This is a genomic window from Sporosarcina sp. SAFN-015 (genome assembly GCF_059415085.1).
Genome location: NZ_JBPFDR010000018.1, coordinates 1 through 17,550, shown reverse-complemented (window position 1 = coordinate 17,550; position 17,550 = coordinate 1). Strand labels below are relative to the sequence as shown.

15 protein-coding genes are annotated in these 17,550 nt (G+C 43.0%); 9 read left to right on the top strand and 6 right to left on the bottom strand.

The window, feature by feature from the left end; genetic code table 11:
* Positions 1 to 109: 109 nt before the first annotated feature.
* Positions 110 to 904, bottom strand: coding sequence for a hypothetical protein (locus ACR65H_RS18325; protein WP_440502383.1), 795 nt, complete (start codon positions 902 to 904; stop codon positions 110 to 112).
* 124 nt (positions 905 to 1,028) lie between these two features.
* Between ACR65H_RS18325 and msrA the strand changes: the two genes are divergently transcribed.
* A complete protein-coding gene (msrA, locus tag ACR65H_RS18320) occupies positions 1,029 to 1,691 on the top strand; it encodes a peptide-methionine (S)-S-oxide reductase MsrA (protein ID WP_440502381.1) in 663 nt (220 codons plus the stop codon).
* Positions 1,692 to 1,761: 70 nt separating this feature from the next.
* On the opposite strand, the gene ACR65H_RS18315 is transcribed toward msrA, so the two are convergent.
* Positions 1,762 to 2,631 carry a YitT family protein gene (locus tag ACR65H_RS18315; RefSeq protein ID WP_440502379.1) on the bottom strand — a complete coding sequence of 290 codons (870 nt, stop codon included), beginning with the start codon at positions 2,629 to 2,631 and terminating at the stop codon, positions 1,762 to 1,764.
* Positions 2,632 to 2,810: 179 nt separating this feature from the next.
* Here ACR65H_RS18315 and ACR65H_RS18310 point away from each other — a divergent pair, with 179 nt between their 5' ends.
* Entirely contained in the window at positions 2,811 to 3,425 is a 615-nt protein-coding gene (locus ACR65H_RS18310; protein WP_440502377.1) for a PH domain-containing protein, read from the top strand.
* A 138-nt stretch (positions 3,426 to 3,563) separates the two neighbouring features.
* On the opposite strand, the gene ACR65H_RS18305 is transcribed toward ACR65H_RS18310, so the two are convergent.
* The 4 genes from ACR65H_RS18305 to ACR65H_RS18290 all read right to left on the bottom strand — a co-directional run bounded on the left by ACR65H_RS18305 (position 3,564) and on the right by ACR65H_RS18290 (position 8,196).
* Positions 3,564 to 4,238, bottom strand: a complete 675-nt coding sequence (locus ACR65H_RS18305; RefSeq protein ID WP_440502375.1) for a GGDEF domain-containing protein — start codon at positions 4,236 to 4,238, stop codon at positions 3,564 to 3,566.
* Between the two features lie 256 nt (positions 4,239 to 4,494).
* Positions 4,495 to 5,649, bottom strand: coding sequence for a Ger(x)C family spore germination protein (locus ACR65H_RS18300; RefSeq protein WP_440502373.1), 1,155 nt, complete (start codon positions 5,647 to 5,649; stop codon positions 4,495 to 4,497).
* The gene (locus ACR65H_RS18295) at positions 5,642 to 7,081 is read right to left on the bottom strand and encodes a spore germination protein (RefSeq protein WP_440502371.1); all 1,440 of its coding nucleotides are present in this window, start codon (positions 7,079 to 7,081) and stop codon (positions 5,642 to 5,644) included. Before ACR65H_RS18295 ends, ACR65H_RS18300 begins: the two co-directional genes overlap by 8 nt.
* Positions 7,082 to 7,107: 26 nt before the next feature.
* Positions 7,108 to 8,196, bottom strand: coding sequence for an endospore germination permease (locus ACR65H_RS18290; RefSeq protein WP_440502369.1), 1,089 nt, complete (start codon positions 8,194 to 8,196; stop codon positions 7,108 to 7,110).
* A gap of 249 nt (positions 8,197 to 8,445) precedes the next feature.
* Between ACR65H_RS18290 and ACR65H_RS18285 the strand changes: the two genes are divergently transcribed.
* From ACR65H_RS18285 to ACR65H_RS18255, 7 genes are all read left to right on the top strand, one after another.
* Positions 8,446 to 9,021: an NEAT domain-containing protein gene (locus ACR65H_RS18285; protein ID WP_440502367.1), complete on the top strand. Its 576-nt coding sequence runs from the start codon at positions 8,446 to 8,448 to the stop codon at positions 9,019 to 9,021.
* 17 nt (positions 9,022 to 9,038) lie between these two features.
* Positions 9,039 to 10,535, top strand: a complete 1,497-nt coding sequence (locus tag ACR65H_RS18280) for an NEAT domain-containing protein (RefSeq protein WP_440502365.1) — start codon at positions 9,039 to 9,041, stop codon at positions 10,533 to 10,535.
* Positions 10,536 to 10,605: 70 nt separating this feature from the next.
* Positions 10,606 to 11,556, top strand: coding sequence for an NEAT domain-containing protein (locus ACR65H_RS18275; protein ID WP_440502363.1), 951 nt, complete (start codon positions 10,606 to 10,608; stop codon positions 11,554 to 11,556).
* Between the two features lie 15 nt (positions 11,557 to 11,571).
* Positions 11,572 to 12,453 (top strand): heme ABC transporter substrate-binding protein IsdE, encoded by an 882-nt coding sequence (gene isdE / locus ACR65H_RS18270; protein WP_440502362.1) that lies wholly within the window; start codon positions 11,572 to 11,574, stop codon positions 12,451 to 12,453.
* A 23-nt stretch (positions 12,454 to 12,476) separates the two neighbouring features.
* Positions 12,477 to 13,460 (top strand): FecCD family ABC transporter permease, encoded by a 984-nt coding sequence (locus ACR65H_RS18265; protein ID WP_440502384.1) that lies wholly within the window; start codon positions 12,477 to 12,479, stop codon positions 13,458 to 13,460.
* The gene (locus ACR65H_RS18260; protein ID WP_440502360.1) at positions 13,450 to 14,220 is read left to right on the top strand and encodes an ABC transporter ATP-binding protein; all 771 of its coding nucleotides are present in this window, start codon (positions 13,450 to 13,452) and stop codon (positions 14,218 to 14,220) included. The genes ACR65H_RS18265 and ACR65H_RS18260 overlap by 11 nt, the downstream gene beginning before the upstream one ends.
* A gap of 284 nt (positions 14,221 to 14,504) precedes the next feature.
* Positions 14,505 to 17,471: an S-layer homology domain-containing protein gene (locus ACR65H_RS18255; RefSeq protein WP_440502355.1), complete on the top strand. Its 2,967-nt coding sequence runs from the start codon at positions 14,505 to 14,507 to the stop codon at positions 17,469 to 17,471.
* Positions 17,472 to 17,550 lie beyond the last annotated feature (79 nt).

Here is a 17,550-nt window from a genome sequence, read left to right as displayed (position 1 = left end):
GAAATTCCTGCCCATTGCCACTTGCCTTAAAAAAGAGTGTAGACAAAGTCCAAAAACGACTTTGTCTACACTCTGAAAGGAAGTCACTCTATTGAAGTGACTTCCTTTTTTATTCATCCACATCACGATACCGTATCATTTGCTCGTAATGGGAGACTCGATGATTGGTCTGGAATGAATACTTGTTCCACACACTGGCTTCCTCGTTCGTTTCTTCTGTTTCCAATAAACGCAATTCATTCGGTTCTAATGTCATGATTTTGGAATCAATGACTTTCATTTCTTGATTGCTGCTATTCAGAGCCCGGATTTTCACTTGAACTTCTTGTGTTTTATTTATGTTACTCTTAATGAAAAATTGATTGCTATATGCCGAGTTCCGACAGCTTGTCGTTTGGCGCAAACATTCTCTTTCAGAAGTCACTAGCAAAACGGAAAATTCCTCCTCGGCAACGTCCTCTGTAGCCGCCATTGCTTGGTGGATCGACGTGGCATAAGCAATTTTTTTGCCGGTTGGTGCTGCGATGAACAATATGATGAATAGAAAAATGGCAATGCATAAGGTAAAAACATTCACCGTTTTTGGATCATGGACAGACTTCGGTAATTTTTTCCCCATTGTTTTCGTAATGAACAAATTGATAATGAGGATAATACCAGCGAGGAAACCAACTATCGAAATTCCGATGATCGTTTCGATATTCGTTTGGAAAATTGGAAAGCTGTATGCTTGTAATAAATAAATTTGAATTAGAACACTAGCTGACGTCAATACAATGAGTAAGATCACTATTAATTTCCAAGGAATTTTATCTTTTTTTCCTAATTTAAAATCGATTGCTGTCCAAAGAAGCAATATCCCTGGAATCGAAAAAATGAGGATTGTCATCATAACGAACAACATTATTGCCACCGCCCTTTCATTTCATATACGACACACACGAAGGAAGGTTTCACCTTTTCTCGTGAATAGTCATAAATGCACCGCGCACAGGCACCGACACAATTACACAGAAAGGTGATTGGATATGGATATTCAAACAATCGAAAATCCGCTACAGCGGTCTACGAATTTACAAACGGCGACGTTCGGGATGGGGTGTTTTTGGGGACCGGAAGCCCGATTCGGTAGTTTGCCAGGGGTGATCCGCACGCGAGTCGGCTATGCAGGCGGCACAACTCCATCTCCGACGTATCGGCAAATGGGCAATCATACAGAGACGATTGAAATTGATTTCGATCCCGCTATCATCCGTTATGAGGACGTTTTGCGCCATTTTTGGCGAAATCATTATCCAAACCGAGACCAGTATAAGGGGCGCCAATATTTGTCTTTGCTGCGATGCAGAGGCGATGAACAGCTAAAGATCGCGGAACATGTGAAGGAGGAAATGGAAGTAGAACTTGGTGAAAGAATCGAAACAGAAATTGCTCCGTTTACGGATTTCATACTAGCGGAAGAACGTCATCAGAAATATTATCTTAAGCGGTATCCGAAGGCGTTGGATCAACTGCAGATGCTATATCCGGAACCGAGCATGCTTATCAACTCCACGTTTGCTGCCCGACTGAATGGATTCGTCAAAGGGTTCCGCTCAAAGGATAGTTTGATGGAAGAGTTGGCAGGCTGGGAAATCGGATTGGAAGGACGTACGGTTTTGCTTGATTTATTCAGTAAAATGAAATGGTAGTATTCTAAAACAATATAATAGACCATCGCATTCAGAGCGAATGGATGGTCTCATGACATTGCGAAATCTGTTAGTGGATGTTCCGCTTGCCGAAATTCCCGCCGCGCACTTCAGCGACTTCGTAAACAGTGACAAATGCGGATGGATCGATTTCAAGAATAATTTCCTTCATCTTACTATCTTCCAGTCGGTTGATAATACACGTAATTTCCTTGAACTGCTCGTTGGAATACGCACCTTGAACCATGCTGTACGTCGAACTACGACCAAGACGGTCGCGGATAGTTTCCACCATATCTTCGGGCTCGCTCGTAATGATTTTATACATCTTGGAACCACTTAGACCTTCTTCGACAATGCTAATCACTTTCGTGGCAATGTAATAAGCAATTGCGGATAAGAAAGCTCCTTGAAGACCGAAAACAGTCGAGACGATAGCAAAAACGAAGACATTCAAAAATAGGATTAAGTCACTTGTACCAAATGGCATCCTCCGGGAAAGCAAGACGGCTAACATATCAATGCCATCCAGGGCACCACCGTTACGCAGCGCAATACCCATTCCGAGACCAAGGATGATACCACCGACAACTGTGACTAAAAGTGTATCCCCTTTAATGATAGTAGGCACGTGATGCATCAAGCTCGTGCTAATAGCAAGCGTTGCTATCCCAAGTACAGAGAAAAGGGCAAAGCTTTTACCGATTTGTTTGTAGCCTAAAAAAACAAATGGGATATTTAAAATTGCGATGAGAAGTCCTAAAGGAAAACCGAATAATTGTGATCCGACGATACTAAGACCTGTCACGCCTCCATCCGACACTTGGTTCGGAATGAGCACAGATTCTAATCCGTAAGCCGCGATCACTGCGCCGAGCATAACCGCAAAGCCGCGAGCGAATAATTTCCAGACAGGTGCTTTTTGTTGTGTTTTGGGCATATGAAGTTCCTCTTCTAAACAGTTTTTTTCTATTTTACACTTATCTTCTACCCGTTGTCAGTTCATACCCCTTGCTCCATGCACAGGCACCGACACAATTTAATGACAATGAACTTATTCAACTAAAGAAATGATATAATTCAAGTGAAAGAATTCTAGTATAGGGAGAGGTCGTTCATATGCTGAAAAAGTTGGCTTCGGATGCGTTAGGTTTGTCGGATATCGGTAAAATCATTGGTCCTGAGGATTATGATAAGACAGATGCGGATGATTATATCCGACATGAAGATGATGAGAAAATTTATTTTTTAATTAAGACAAAAGCGGATGAGTATTGTTTTACGAACATCGCGTTTATTCACGTTGATGGCGACAAGGCCGTCTCTTCGAAGCGTGTGTTGAAACGCTACCCTTATTCGCAATATCAAATCACTGATGTCCTACTGGAAACCGCGGGCAAAATCGATTTGGATGTGGAAATCAAGTTTACGCTAGGAAATCAATTATTCAGCATCGACGTCGATAAAAAGCAACTCGCGCAATTGAATGATCTATACAAAGCATTGGTGTATATTTCGGAAAAAGCTCATGAGAACAATATTCTATTCGAAATGGCGACGCAAAGCCTGAACAAAGCTGCGTCAGTGTTGGAGAATTCAAGGCCGTCCGATATCCAAATGGCTGATCAATACAAGCAACTGACCGAATTCGGCTTCTCTTGGTTAACTTCAGCCCGCGATAAATACCATATAAAAGATTTCGGCGATGTGTTTGAGAAGTATATAAATAATTAAAATCGGTGCCTATGCAGGTTGCAATTCTGATTAATAACTATAATTGTATAAACAAAAATAGGGAAGCCGATCAAATCAATCTTTGATTAGCTTCCCTATTTATTTGGCATGCACGGGTACCGACGAAATACGATTTGCTCAGAAATTAGTTGTATCACTTTTAGCAACGGCCGCTGATATATGACTTTTATTTTGATACATCGCCTCATCCGCTTTTTGTATTAACTCCTGAAAGCCTTGTCCTTCATCGGGATAAATTGAGAACCCGATAGAAGCTCCAACGGAAGGGAAGCTATCAGAGAGTGTATTATTCAAAGTTTGATGAAGTTGTCTAATAAATTCTGAGTTGAATCTTTCTGTGCACTTCGGTACAAGGATTATGAATTCATCTCCACCCCAGCGTGATACTATATCATCCTTTTTGACGGTTTTTATCAGAAGCGTTGCTATATATTTCAATAATTCATCACCTTTTTGATGTCCGTATGTATCATTGATTTGTTTAAAATTATTTAGATCCAACAAAATAATACCGAGTTTTTTATTTTCTCTTTTACATACATTCGCGATTTTTTGAAAGGAACTTTCAATTGTTCTACGATTGTATGTATCGGTTAACGGATCTTTTTCAGAGAAATATTTTACCCGGTCAAACTGCTTTCCGCACCACCAGGCAATTGCTAAAAAGAATGCAGTTAAAACAAAGAAGTTCGCTTCAAAAGGTAATCCTAAATATTGATGATAATAAAAGTAGCGTATTACGTTAAATAAACCAACTACCCCAATTGCAATAATCCTGCCATTGAATTTCAAGTGTTTCACTCATTTCTATATATTCGCCGCGTACTAATATACCATGAAAATACACATCGAAAACAAGTACCTATGAAACTTTCTTAAACCGGTGCTTGTGCAGGAAACAATTCATGTTATTAACTACAATTGTATATACGAAAATAGGGAAGCTAATCAAATCAATCTTTGATTAGCTTCCCTTTGTATTTTTATAATTTTAGTTGAATTGTCAATGCAGCTTGCACAGGCACCGACGCCAATGCCGCAATGTGATTCAGTCAATTGTTTGTTCGAACGATTTTCGTTTGGAGGAAAGTTTTCCGATAGTTATGGTGATGTTTCGGATTGAATCCTTAGTCAGTTCCACTTTCCCTTCCTCGTGAAGCCGTTTCCATTCTTTTATGTTTTTTCGATACAATTGCTCTGATAATCGAAAGATATCGGCGTCCTTTTGTAACGCTTCCTCGTAGGTTGTAACAATTTGCTTTTCCATTTCCTTTTTCACCAATTGTTCTATTTCGTTAGGTGTTGCTGAATCGGTTATGATATCGATAGTTCCTTCGCCGTATACGTCGATGTCGAACTTAGCTGTTCCGTTTACAATGACGGGTTCAATTTTCACTTTTATATTCTCAACGACAAGGGAGATGTGATTTCCGCTTTCCGTTTGAACGGTGATTTCCGATCTCACTGTATCATTCGACATCCATCTGATACCTCTTGCTTTATCTCCTTCAATGAATCCTTTGAAGATATCGGGTGTGACTATTCCTGCTCCGGCCAGATAGGGTGCTTTTATCGTCTCCTTGATTGAAACCCAATTGTCTTTAACCGTAATGAGTGGAATTTTAGCTTCATGATTTGGTTCGTTCATTTGGATCAGTAATTCGCGGATATTGGTTGGTTTAATAAATGATTCCTGCTCGAAGGAGTTTTCCGGATCCCCTAACTTTGACAATGTAATGGCTTTGTTGATGACGGGTCTCAATAATAAAATTTCCTCCACCGGATCTTTTGTTGCGTACACCCAAATTTGATAGCGTGTTTCCCTATAACGGATAAAAAGATCGATGACTGGACTTAGTTTCACTTCTTTTAAAGCCCCCTCGGAAAAGACCAGATAGGATAAATGCCCCCAAAAGACTTTTTGATCGACGGTAAGATACAACTGGGAAATTGCTTCATCTATTGTCTTTCCTGTAGCATGACCGACTTCAGCTTGTATCGTTTCATTGTTTGTTGGCTGCTCGGATTTAGCTGTATTGGCAAAATTTATAATTTGAGCATACAGCTCATATTGACCGTTTTTATAGTCGATGCCGATTCCATTAATATATAACATTCTTTCGGGTTCATTATTATCCCAACAGCCGAATAGGGCTATCGGCATTAGAAATAATACAATCAAGCCGACCAATCTTTTATTCATCTTTATCCACCTTCTTCATACGTGTCGGATCAGTCGGTTTCATCATTGGAGGTCGGGTTGTATAAAACTTCTGAGGTAGTCGTAAGAATGATTCCATAATTGTTTTAAAGTTTAAGTCAGTTGATATGTTCATGTAAGGAACTCCGAACGTCCGTATGCTGGATAAGTAGACAATCGTAATGAATACCGACATAAGAAGGCCGAATAAGCCTAACATCGAGGTGAGCAAGATGAAGCCGATACGCAATACACTCACCGCGTTCACGAGCGATTGGTTCACCAATGTAAACGTGGCAATTGTTGATATGGCGATAACAACAATCATCGCGGGACTTGTAATGCCGGCACGAATGGCAGCATCTCCGATGATCAAGCCGCCGACGACGCCAATCGTTCCTCCTAAAGCAGTCGGCAAACGCAAACCGGCTTCTCGAAATAGTTCGAACATGAGTAACATAAGCAACATTTCGATGGATGATGGGAGGGGAAGTCCCGTATTTGCTTGAACGACAGTTGCCAATAATTGCACCGGAAGTTGGTTCTGATGATAGGTCGTCAAAGCAAGCCAGAATGCTGGCAATGTCAAACCGATCGATAATCCGAAGATGCGCATTAAACGTTGTAAGGATCCATAGATGACGGGCGTTTCATTATCCTCACCCGTCTTGATAAGCAAAAACAGATTGACAGGCAGTACGACACCGTATGCAGCTCCGTCAACAAAAATCAGGAACCTTCCTCTTACAAGCGACTGAACAGCGTTATCTGGACGTCCCGTGTAATCCATCCGTGGAAATAGCTTGGAGCCTTTATTCACAAGTTCCATAAGGAGTGTAGGGCTGATAACAATGTCGATATCGACTTTCTGGAGCTGTCTTCTTAAGCCGTCCAGTATCTCTTTATTCGCGATATCTTCAAAATACAAAAGAGCGACAGTTGTTTTAGAGCGACTGCCTAATTCGAATTTTTCCACGCATAATGAATTTGTCGGCAATCTTTTCCGCATTAAGGCGATGTTGACGGAGACGTCTTCGATGAAATTGTCCCGAGGCCCTTTGACAGGCACTTCCAATCGTGTTTCTTCTGGATTGCGATTCGGTTTTTTGCCGATATTGCTTGTGAAAATAAGTCCGAAGTCTTCAAAAAATAGGAGGACATGTCCGGTATATACGAGAGGAACGATTTTTTCTAAGTCTTTTCCTGCTTTCAAGTCAGGAATATGCAATTTCGACTCAATCATTGCTTCGGTAGGTTCTTCTTCCAAAGCGCTTACGAAATGGTTAACATTCGGCACAATTACTTCTTGTAATAGTTGTTGGTCGATCATCGCTTCACATGTAACGAAGATGACTGAACGGCCATTGAACATGTACTGTTGAAAATGAATATCTGCCGACTTTTGAAATAACTGTCTTAAGGATGTGATGTCCATTGCGCTCACCATCTTCTAGTTAAGATTTATATTTCTTTTGCCGTTCCTTTTTTAATTAATGCCATGATTGTGAAGAAGAATGTCAGCAATAGCATGAAGAAGAATGTAACGATCAATAGGTAATCGCCTTTTATTTTAAGAAGAATATGGTCATTTAGTAAAAATAGCGACAAACTCATGAAGAAGAATGCAGGACCGAGTATTCTCCAAGTACGAATAGCATTGCCTTTCATGTGCAATAAATCCGTGACGATGTACAAGAGGAACGACACACGAATGAATGCGCCTGTCAACCATTGATAAATGGATAAGAAATCAAGATGCTGAATGAATCTACCTATGGAAACGAGCCCCCATTCCTCATAAGCAGGATACCTTTGCTTTGTTGCTTCTTGTGGCCCGAACTCTGTAATCGCACCGACAAGTGGGCCCAGTGTCAAACTGTGCAAGATAAAGATCATAATTGCATAATGATACCAGCGGAATCGACCTTGCACATTTTGTTGGATGAAAAGAAATAATAGAAGTTCAATGAAACCTGATGCAGGATACACTGAAGAAGTAATGACAGGTTTAAATCCATGCTCAAAGAAAGGTCGTAGTAATGAATAGTCTTTCACTTGTATATTCGTTATGGCGACAAAGAAGCCGAGGACGACGACCCAAAATAAGACAACGACATTGACCATGACAATCGTTTGTAAATTTGTCGTGGCAAGAAAGATACATAGAATCGAGTAAATCAATATCATGAGGACTAAAGGTGACTCAGGTAAGAATGTTGCTTTGATCCACTGTAAAGTCTCGGCCATTGTAAAAACAGCCATCAATAGGAAGAAAAGTGCGGTTCCATATCGGAAAATAGCGGTAGGGGCTTTGCCGATTTTTGTATGAAGCCAATCGGTAAGTGAAATCTGTTTTGAGCTGCGATGAATGTAGACGAGAAGGAAAAGCCAAGGAATCAATGCGACTGCGGCAATGAGAACAGAAATCCAGGCATCTCGCCCTGCATGCGATAATAGCGATGGAATAATGGTCACGTGGTTTTTCAGTCCGATGACCGTCATTGATAAAAGAATTACATGCAGCATACTAATCGAGCCAACCTTATTCATACAAAAAACTCCCACCTAATTGATATTGCGTAGTCTTGACACGAACGCAAGGGATTATAAGTAAAGAAGCGAATTGAACTGAACCATCCTCCTCATACCAATGCCAGTGCAAGAATCCGTCACATTTCATTCCTTTTTATGTGAACAATGTGTGAATATTGGTGAGGGGGCTTTCAAATGGGGGTCGCATGTCCTATGATGGGAATGTAATAATTGATAACAGTTCTCACTAGTGGGAGAGGAGTTTGCATGAGGAGACGGGTGGCGCCTTGGTTTGGTACTGTTTTACTGCTGTGGGCGTTATCGGCTGTGCCTGTGGTGGCGGAGTCGTTGTCCGACGGCGTATATGCAGTGGAGTATGAGCTGCTGCAGGGCGATTCGGATTCGGTGTCGATTGCCAATGATTATTTCGAGAAGCCGGCGTTATTGAAGGTGGATGGCGATGGCCAGGTTTTGCAGTTGACGTTGAATCATAGTAAGTGGGTTCAACAGTTGCAGGAAAAAAGCGGCGATAGTTTTATAGACGCGAAAGTCGTTGCGGAGGATGAAGAGGCGGATACGCGCGTTATTGAGCTGAATGTGGACGGCGAGTTGGATGAGCCATTCCCAGTGAAGATGCATGTAGTGATTGATGAGTTGGAGATTCCTTATGATCACTCATACACGGTGCGTGTTGCAGTTGATGCGGATTCCTCGAAGGAAACGGACCAGCAATGGGTTGAATCCGTAAGTGAAGGCAGTAAAATTTGGTTTTATATTGCGACTGCGATAGTTGTTGTAGTGGGGATTTTTGCTGCTATAAGATTACTACGGTCGAAAAAGTAGAAAAGGAGATTACAAGTATGAAGAAGAATTTAATGGTTTTATTCTCAGCGATGTTGCTGATCTTTACAGCTATGCCTGCACTTCCAGCAGCAGCTGAAGTGACTGCTGAACAGGAGGCGTCTTATGAGCTTCCTTTCAAAGTATTGCAAGAAGATAAGGACGAAGTTTCTGTAGCAGGTAAATATGTGAAAAGCCCGGCACAAGTGAAAGTGGAAGACGGAAAAGCGGTCGTCTACATGACACTATTGGAAAGCCAATATTGGCAGTCATTGAAGGTCCAAGACGGCGACAAATTTGTTGACGCTGAAGTTGTAAGCGAAAACGCTGAAGAAAAAACACGTGTAGTGAAGTTTGAATTAAAAGATGTTGAACAAATATTGAATGCAAAAGCGCATATTATCGTAACAGGAATTCCTGGTCTTGGTGAATATGATCAAACGCATGACATCCGTTTCCAGTTCGACGGAAGCGATGTTCCAGCTGAAGAAGAAGGAACTGATGTAGAAGAAACACCAGAAACTCCTGAAGCACCAGCAACAATTGAAGACGGCGATTACATAATCGATTTCAAAGTGTTACATGCAACAGAAGATAAAGAATCTGCAGGCATGGCGCGTTTCATCGAAGCACCAGCTGCATTATCTGTAAAAGATGGCAAGCAAGTTGTTTCATTCGCATTGACAAATAATGAGCAAATCACTGAGTTCCAAGTTGAGCAAGATGGCGAATTCATAGACGCGACAGTAGTAAGCGTGGATGAAGAAGCAAATCGCCGTGTTGTTTCATTTGAAGTTGCTGATATCGCAACAATCATGAACGCGAAAGTGACGGTTTTCGTAGCAGAAGCTAACCACACTGGAAATTACACAGTTCGCCTTGCGTTCGACCAAGACAGCATTGAACCAGTAGCAACTGAAACACCCGAAACACCAGAACAACCTGAAGAAGAAGTAACAGTTTCATTCAAAGATATTAGTGAGTCTTGGGCAAAACCTTATATCGTAGCACTTGCTGCAAAGCAAATAGTCAAAGGAAAATCATCTGATACATTTGCGCCAAATGACAAAATTACGAGAGCTCAATTCGCATTGATCATCTCTCGCGCATTGGACCTTGAAAAGCAAGAATTCCAAGGAACTTTCTCTGATGTAACGAAAGAAATGGAAGGCTTCGTATATGAAGTAGAAGCAGCCAACCGCGCTGGAATCATTCAAGGCGATGCTGGAAAATTCAACCCGAATGCAGCGATCACTCGTCAGCAAATGGCAACGATGATCGTCCGTGCAATCGAATATAAAAATGCTTCTGCGCTAGAAAACGTAGAAACAACTGTTACATTCGCAGATGCAGATCAAGTGAGCGACTATGCGAAAGACGCTGTTCAATTGGCAGTTGGTCTTGGCATTATTGACGGCGATGTTGTGAAAGGCGAGAAAGTGTTTGCGCCGAAAGCAAACGCAACTCGTGCTCATGCAGTAAAAATGGTTTACAACATGCTTGAAACAGTTCAATAATTTTCGCACGGATGCCGGCGTCACGCTTATTGTGACAGCCGGCGTTGTGTGTGGAGCGAAGGAGTTTAAAATGAAAAGACATTTGATTGTAGCAATGACACTTTTCTTGGTCACGGTGCTTTTCATTCCAATCATGCCGCAAAAAGCGGCTGCTGCAACGTTTGCGGATGGGGAATATACTGTCCCGTTCACTGTGTTGAAGGATAATAGCAACGAACAATCCACAACGGCTGACTACATGGTGAGCCCTGCGAAAGTGCAGTTGGCGAACGATAAGGCGACGGTGACTGTCACATTGAAAAACAGCTCGTGGTGGCAATATTTCAAAGTGCAAAACGGCGGTAGTTTTTCGGATGTGCAAGTGGTGAGCGAATCAGGTGATACACGAGTCGTGCGATTTACGGTTTCGGATTTGACGAAGTTGGTCAATGCCAAAATCCATATTATCGTGACAGGCATTCCTGGATTTGAATATGACAATAAATACGATATCCGCTTCAGCTTCAATACGTCTTCCATCCCGGCTCCTCCGGTGGAAAAGCCAGTAGCGACACCGCCTCCTGCTAAGGAAACGAAGCCGGAAACGCCGAAGAAGACCGAAGCGAAGCCGGTTCAAAAGCAGGAACAAAAGCCAGCTCAAAAACCTGCGGAGAACAAAACCGAGACAGCAAAAACGACTGAAAACGTAACGAAAACAGAAGAGAAATTGACTGTGACTGAATCTGGAAAAGATAAGGCGGAGCAATCCGAAGCAAAATCGGAAGACGCGACTGAAGTGAATTCGGAAAATGAAGATGCAGCAGATACAGAAGAGGATGCTTTGTCTGAAGAAGCTGATGGTGTGAATGAAGAAGAACTTGAAGAACAGGAAGAAGACGCAGTTGAAGGAGTTGCAGTTGAAGATGTAAAAGATAAAAAAGAAGAATCTTCGACAGGCTCATTCATTTTGATAGCTGCAATTACTGCGGTTATTGTTGCTGCGATCGTATTTGCTTTAGCAAGGAAACGTGCTCGAAAATAAGGGAGTTGTGCTGGAATGAAAAAAGCGATCGGCCTTTTCGGCTTGGTGATAAGTGTCATGCTTGCCGGCTGTTCTGCGAATGCCGGAGATCAGGCGAGTGAACAAAACGGCGAGCAGGACGGTGATCGAATCGTTGCAACGACTGTCGCACTGACAGAAATCATGGACGCCCTTGACATCGATTTGGTCGGCGTCCCGTCGAGTTATAAGGAATTGCCGGAACGCTATGCGAATGCGAAGGAAGTCGGCAATCCGATGAGCCCGGACATGGAAATGCTGTTGTCGTTGAAGCCGACGGAAATTTATTCGGTGACAACGTTGAAATATGACTTACAAGAAATGTTTGAGGAACGCGGGATCGATATGACGTATGCGAATCTCGATAGCATCGACGCGATGCACGAAGAAATCTTGAAAATCGGTGAGAAATACGATCGGATGGAGCAAGCAGAAGCGATTGTGTCAAAGTTCGAGGACAAGGCTGCTGAAATCGAAAAAGCGATTGAAGGGAAAGAGAAGCCTTCTGTGCTCATTCTCATGGGGATTCCGGGCAGCTATTTGGTGGGAACGGAGCATTCGTATATCGGGGATCTCGTCAAGCGGGCTGGCGGCGTGAATGTCATTACGGGTGAAGAAGTTGAATTTATTTCCTCTAATACGGAGTTTTTGCAACAGACGAATCCGGACGTCATATTGCGTGCGGCGCACGGCATGCCTGAAGAAGTGATCAAAATGTTTGATGAGGAGTTCCGCACGAATGATGTGTGGAAGCATTTTAATGCGGTGAAAAACGGGCGTGTTTATGATTTAGAGGAGACGCTGTTCGGCACGACAGGCAATTTGGCTGCGGCGGAAGCGTTGGATGAGTTAATGAACATGCTGCATGAAGAGAAATGAAGGCAGGTAAAATCATGTCGGTAATCAATCGGAAAAGCATCAGTTTCATAGTTGTTGCGCTTCTTTTAGTCATCGTTTTCGTCCAATCCGCATTGACGGGCAGTATATCGGTGACGCCTTTCGAATTGATTCACGGGCTATTGACGGGAACGAACGATGATGTCGCCATCATTAAAGACTTGCGGTTGCCGCGGATTTTGATCGCAATAGTTGCGGGAGCTGCTTTGTCGGTGGCGGGCGTTTTGCTGCAGGCAGTCATGCGTAATCCGTTGGCGGATCCTGGCATCATCGGAGTTTCCGCAGGAGCGAGCTTCATGTCTGTACTGGTGATCGCGATGTTCCCGGCGTTATTCTTTTTCGTGCCGCTGTTCGCGTTTATCGGCGGTGCGCTGGCGTTTTTCTTAGTGTATTCATTATCGTGGAAGTCGGGCTTGGACCCGCTGCGGATGATTCTGATCGGTATCGCGGTCAATGCATTGTTCACTGGATTGGGTCAGGCAATCGGACTCAGCGGGAACGGTATTACGCAGTCGATGAGCCAAGTGACGACTTCGACATTGACGATGAAAAAATGGAGCGAAGTGGAAGTGATCGCGCTTTATGGGACGATTGGACTTTTGCTGTCGTTTTTCGTATATAGATGGTGCAATTATTTATCGCTTGAGGACCGGACGGCGAAAAGCCTTGGCGTCAATGTGAATATGGCGAGATTTGTCGTTTCGATTATTGCGGTTTTATTAGCTTCGATTGCGACAACAGTGGCGGGTATGTTCGCTTTTGTCGGTTTATTAGTCCCGCATATCGGTAGAACGCTTGTCGGCAACGACCATAAAGTATTGATCCCGTTTTCCGCGTTGGCGGGGGCGCTGTTGATTTTATTGGCGGACACGTTAGGAAGGACATTGATTGCGCCGAATGAAATTCCGGCTTCCATTATCATGGCAGTGATCGGCGGGCCATTCCTCATATTCTTGCTGAGAAAGAGTGATCGCATTTATGGACATTAAGGAAGTCACATTTTCATACGACAAGAAGAGGGATACTTTGCAAAGGATCGACAGTTCAATCGACATCGGCAAAGTGACTACGATCATCGGGCCGAATGGTTGTGGGAAATCAACGTTGTTGGGTGTCCTGTCGAATCATCATCAGCCGCAAAATGGGGATGTGTTGTTAGACGGGAAATCGTTGCGTGAATTCAAACCGAAGGAGTTAGCGAAGCGGTTAGCGGTCGTCCACCAGCAAAACAACGCCCCTTCCGATATGACGGTCGAGAAGTTGACCGCGTATGGGCGGATTCCGTATAAAAGCTTTTTTGCATCAAGTACGGAAGAGGATGAAGAGGCGATTGAATGGGCGCTCGCCAGCACGAATTTGCTCGATAAGCGGCATATGCCGATAGATAGCCTATCCGGTGGACAAATGCAACGGGTTTGGATCGCTATGGCGCTTACCCAGCAGACTCCATATTTGTTTTTGGACGAACCGACGACATATTTGGATATTTTCTATCAGTATGAACTGCTGGAGCTTGTTCGTAGTTTAAATAAACAACACGGCATTTCCATCGTCATGGTGTTGCATGACATTAACCAAGCCATCAAATACAGCGACGTCATCATCGTCATGAAAGACGGCCAAATCGCTGCTAAAGGCAAACCGGAGGAAATCATCACAGCAGTCCTTATCCAGGACATATATGGCGTCAATGTCGTAGTCAAACACGACCCAGCCGCAGGAATGTACATTGTGCCAGTGGGAATTTAATGGTTTTAAACGATGCCAGTGCGGTAAACAACTATGATTATGCACTACATTATATAGACAAAAAAAGAAGTCAATCAAATTATTATTTGGTTGGCTTCTTTTATATTTATATACGCAACGATGAATCGTTATAAAAGAAACATGAACTGTCATCGACACAATTAAGTTCTGCATTGCATGAATTTTCCACTTAACTTATACTAGTAATAGCTAACTAGCTTGATAGATTGCGAGAGAAAGTACAGTATACATACTTTATTTAATACAAATTGGGGGCGTAGATTATGAAGAAGAATAGTAAAGCGAAGATGTTTACAGCGGCATTGGCGACTACTGTTGCGGCATCAGGAGTTGTTGCAGTTGCGCCTATGTCAGTAAAAGCGGAGACACCGTCGTTTTCGGATGTACGAGATATTCCAAGTCATCATTTTTATGATGCAGTTATGAAATATACGGCAGCTGGCATGATGAGCGGGTATTCGGACGGAACGTTCAAGCCGGGTCAGAATATTACGCGTCAAGATGCGGCAAAGCTTTTGGCAATGGTGCTCGATTTGGATACGAAAAATGTCAGTGATCCAGGTTTCACGGACATTAGCAAGACAAGCCCTTACTATGGCTATATTGCTGCGCTTGTCGAAGAGGGGATCATTTCAGGTTATGAGGACAACACATTCAAACCGCATGATAGTCTGACAAGGGCCCAAATGGCGAAGATTATCGTACTTGGCTTTAGTTTAGAGGAGATGGAGTCCGTTCAACTGCCGTTCAGCGATATAAACAGCAAGCAGTGGCATATTGACTTTGTCCGTTCACTTTATGCGCATGAAATTACGACTGGTACGACTCCAACAACTTTTTCGCCGAATGCATTCGTGACTCGTGGACAAATGGCTTCGTTCGTCTTCAGAAGCGAAGCGTTTGTTGTTCCGAAAGTGGATGAAGATCAAGTGGCGGTAGATGCAGCAGCTAATCAATTAAAAGCAGGGGCAGTCACTGTTTCACGTGGTCCTTTGGCGACCGATGAAACTAAACTCGCGGCTGTTCAAAAATATACTGAATCCTTAATTACGGAAAAAGGCGTTACTGCGAAAGCGGCCCAAGGAAAAACGGCAGGAAACTATATTGTTACATTGACAAAGGGTGATGCGACAGCAGAAAAAACGCTCGCCATGACATTCGACTATGCAGTAGATGACCGCTTTGTCACTGACGTGAAGACGATCAGCGCGAAGCAAGTTGAAGTGAAATTTGCAACACCTGTAACAAAATCTACAGTGCTTGATTCTTCTAATAACGTTCGAAATATCTCATTTACGATGGTATCCGGATCGACTGTGAACCCCGGACAGCTCACAGGTTCTTTGTCTGAAGACGGAAAAACGTTAACGGTTACAGCACAATGGACCTTTGACGGGGAATACGCGGTTAAAACGACAGATGCAATTCAAGCTACGGCTGGTGGGAAATTCGAGGAGTATACTGCCATTCTGAAAGCGAAAGATGATGTCGCACCGAAATTCGTTTCTGGTTCCGCGACGGCGAAAACTTCGACAAACTCATTCTCCATACTGTTTGACGAGCCTGTTAGTGCGTCAGGCGTCATTGCGTATGTGAATGATATCGTAGCGACGGTAGCAAACGACCCGTCTAATCCGAACCGTTTGAATGTAACTGCAAGCAAACAAGTCGCAGCTGGGACGACAGCGACCGTTAAATTGCTAAACGTGAAGGACTATAAAAATAATTTTGCATCTCCAAATCCAGTGGAAGCATCCATTACGATTACAGCGGATACAGTTGCACCGACTGTTAAAGACGTCAAAGTGATTGGCGAAAATCGGGTAGAAGTGACATATGATAAGGAAATGAATATCGCTTCGTTCAATGGGAAAGCGCGTCTCGTCCAGTCGAATGGCACGGTCATGAACTTGAAGGCGGAAGCTGGGAAGGACGGAAAGACGGTTGTCCTGACTGGGACGGGCACATCATATCGAGATTCGTACAACGCGGTCCTCTTCATTGATGCTGACGTGAAAGATACTGTTGGTAACAGCGCGGTTCTTTATTCAACGAACGTGACACTAACAAGGGACACAACAGCACCTTCATTTACAACGATTGAATATAAAAACGGCAAAATTGTGGCGAGTTTCACGGAAGATATTGATGCGGGTGGAAATAGTAAAATTATGCTGATCGATCAACGGACGGGTGTGCCTAGAGATTTCAGTCTTATTTATAGCGGCCGCTATCAAAATGCAGTCATTGCCAATAATACACTTACAATCATCGAGCCTTTGTCGAATGGCACATACCAATTGCGTTTGCCAGCAAATACAGTTCGGGATAAAGCGGGCATTCCGAATCCAAACGCAATCATGAATCAAACATTCATCGTAGAAAATGCAGCTTCGTATGACGGAACACGTCCAGTTGTGGGACAAGTTACAAACGGCTCGCCGAAAGATGCTTATAGCGGGGAGCAAGTGGCAGCTTATACAGTAAGCGACGCAGACAGCGGCGTAAACTTGGGAACTGTGCAAGATATTAATAACTATACGTGGGATGGAAAGGCTTTGCCAGCCGGTTCGTATGTGACGACTAAAATCACAGGTACGGCTGACCGAGCGACATCAGTTGATGTAACAATTCATGTTCCATCTTCAGGTATTTCAATGTCCCAAAATGCTCTGTTCACTGTCAATAATATTCGCGACAATGCGGGGAATACGATTGCCGTACCAGGAAGTGGAAATGTCTACTTTGTAAGCGGTGTTCAACCTGAACTTGTTTCAGCAACAATCGGATATAATGACGGATCGATTCAGCTGAGTTTTAATAGATCAATTTCGATTCCTTCATTGGATAAACACGATCTTGCTATCACGATAAATGGACAGGCTTTGCCCACTGGATCTATCATGTCGGTCATTCCAACAAACTACGAAGCTGATACATTTGCAGTAAACATCAGGGCTTCTGTTGCGAATGATGTAACTTATAATTATAGAACTAGTGATATAATCTATATAGATACAAATGGGAATGGTAAATATGAAGACGGAGATATTCTACTGGATGTCTTGGATTCCAGAACATACTCCCGAAATGAAAGCAGTGTAGTGCCCAACCTATATTCAAATTATGTATACGATGTAAGAGCCTCAATTGTCTACAACCGTAATTCACCTGTACAAGATACACAAGGAAATGATGCTCTCTTTAATAAGGAAGTTAGAGTATACTAAAACCGGTGCCCATTAGCGTTGCACGGATACCGTAAAAAGTTATTACTTTCATTTTTTACCAGTCGACTTGCTGTAAATA

What these genes read in the sequence shown, in the direction of transcription:
- ACR65H_RS18325 (WP_440502383.1), bottom strand. Translation starts at nt 904, where the DNA reads ATGTTGTTCGTTATGATGACAATCCTCATTTTTTCGATTCCAGGGATA.
- msrA (WP_440502381.1), top strand. Translation starts at nt 1,029, where the DNA reads ATGGATATTCAAACAATCGAAAATCCGCTACAGCGGTCTACGAATTTA.
- ACR65H_RS18315 (WP_440502379.1), bottom strand. Translation starts at nt 2,631, where the DNA reads ATGCCCAAAACACAACAAAAAGCACCTGTCTGGAAATTATTCGCTCGC.
- ACR65H_RS18310 (WP_440502377.1), top strand. Translation starts at nt 2,811, where the DNA reads ATGCTGAAAAAGTTGGCTTCGGATGCGTTAGGTTTGTCGGATATCGGT.
- ACR65H_RS18300 (WP_440502373.1), bottom strand. Translation starts at nt 5,649, where the DNA reads ATGAATAAAAGATTGGTCGGCTTGATTGTATTATTTCTAATGCCGATA.
- ACR65H_RS18295 (WP_440502371.1), bottom strand. Translation starts at nt 7,081, where the DNA reads ATGGACATCACATCCTTAAGACAGTTATTTCAAAAGTCGGCAGATATT.
- ACR65H_RS18290 (WP_440502369.1), bottom strand. Translation starts at nt 8,196, where the DNA reads ATGAATAAGGTTGGCTCGATTAGTATGCTGCATGTAATTCTTTTATCA.
- ACR65H_RS18285 (WP_440502367.1), top strand. Translation starts at nt 8,446, where the DNA reads ATGAGGAGACGGGTGGCGCCTTGGTTTGGTACTGTTTTACTGCTGTGG.
- ACR65H_RS18280 (WP_440502365.1), top strand. Translation starts at nt 9,039, where the DNA reads ATGAAGAAGAATTTAATGGTTTTATTCTCAGCGATGTTGCTGATCTTT.
- ACR65H_RS18275 (WP_440502363.1), top strand. Translation starts at nt 10,606, where the DNA reads ATGAAAAGACATTTGATTGTAGCAATGACACTTTTCTTGGTCACGGTG.
- isdE (WP_440502362.1), top strand. Translation starts at nt 11,572, where the DNA reads ATGAAAAAAGCGATCGGCCTTTTCGGCTTGGTGATAAGTGTCATGCTT.
- ACR65H_RS18260 (WP_440502360.1), top strand. Translation starts at nt 13,450, where the DNA reads ATGGACATTAAGGAAGTCACATTTTCATACGACAAGAAGAGGGATACT.
- ACR65H_RS18255 (WP_440502355.1), top strand. Translation starts at nt 14,505, where the DNA reads ATGAAGAAGAATAGTAAAGCGAAGATGTTTACAGCGGCATTGGCGACT.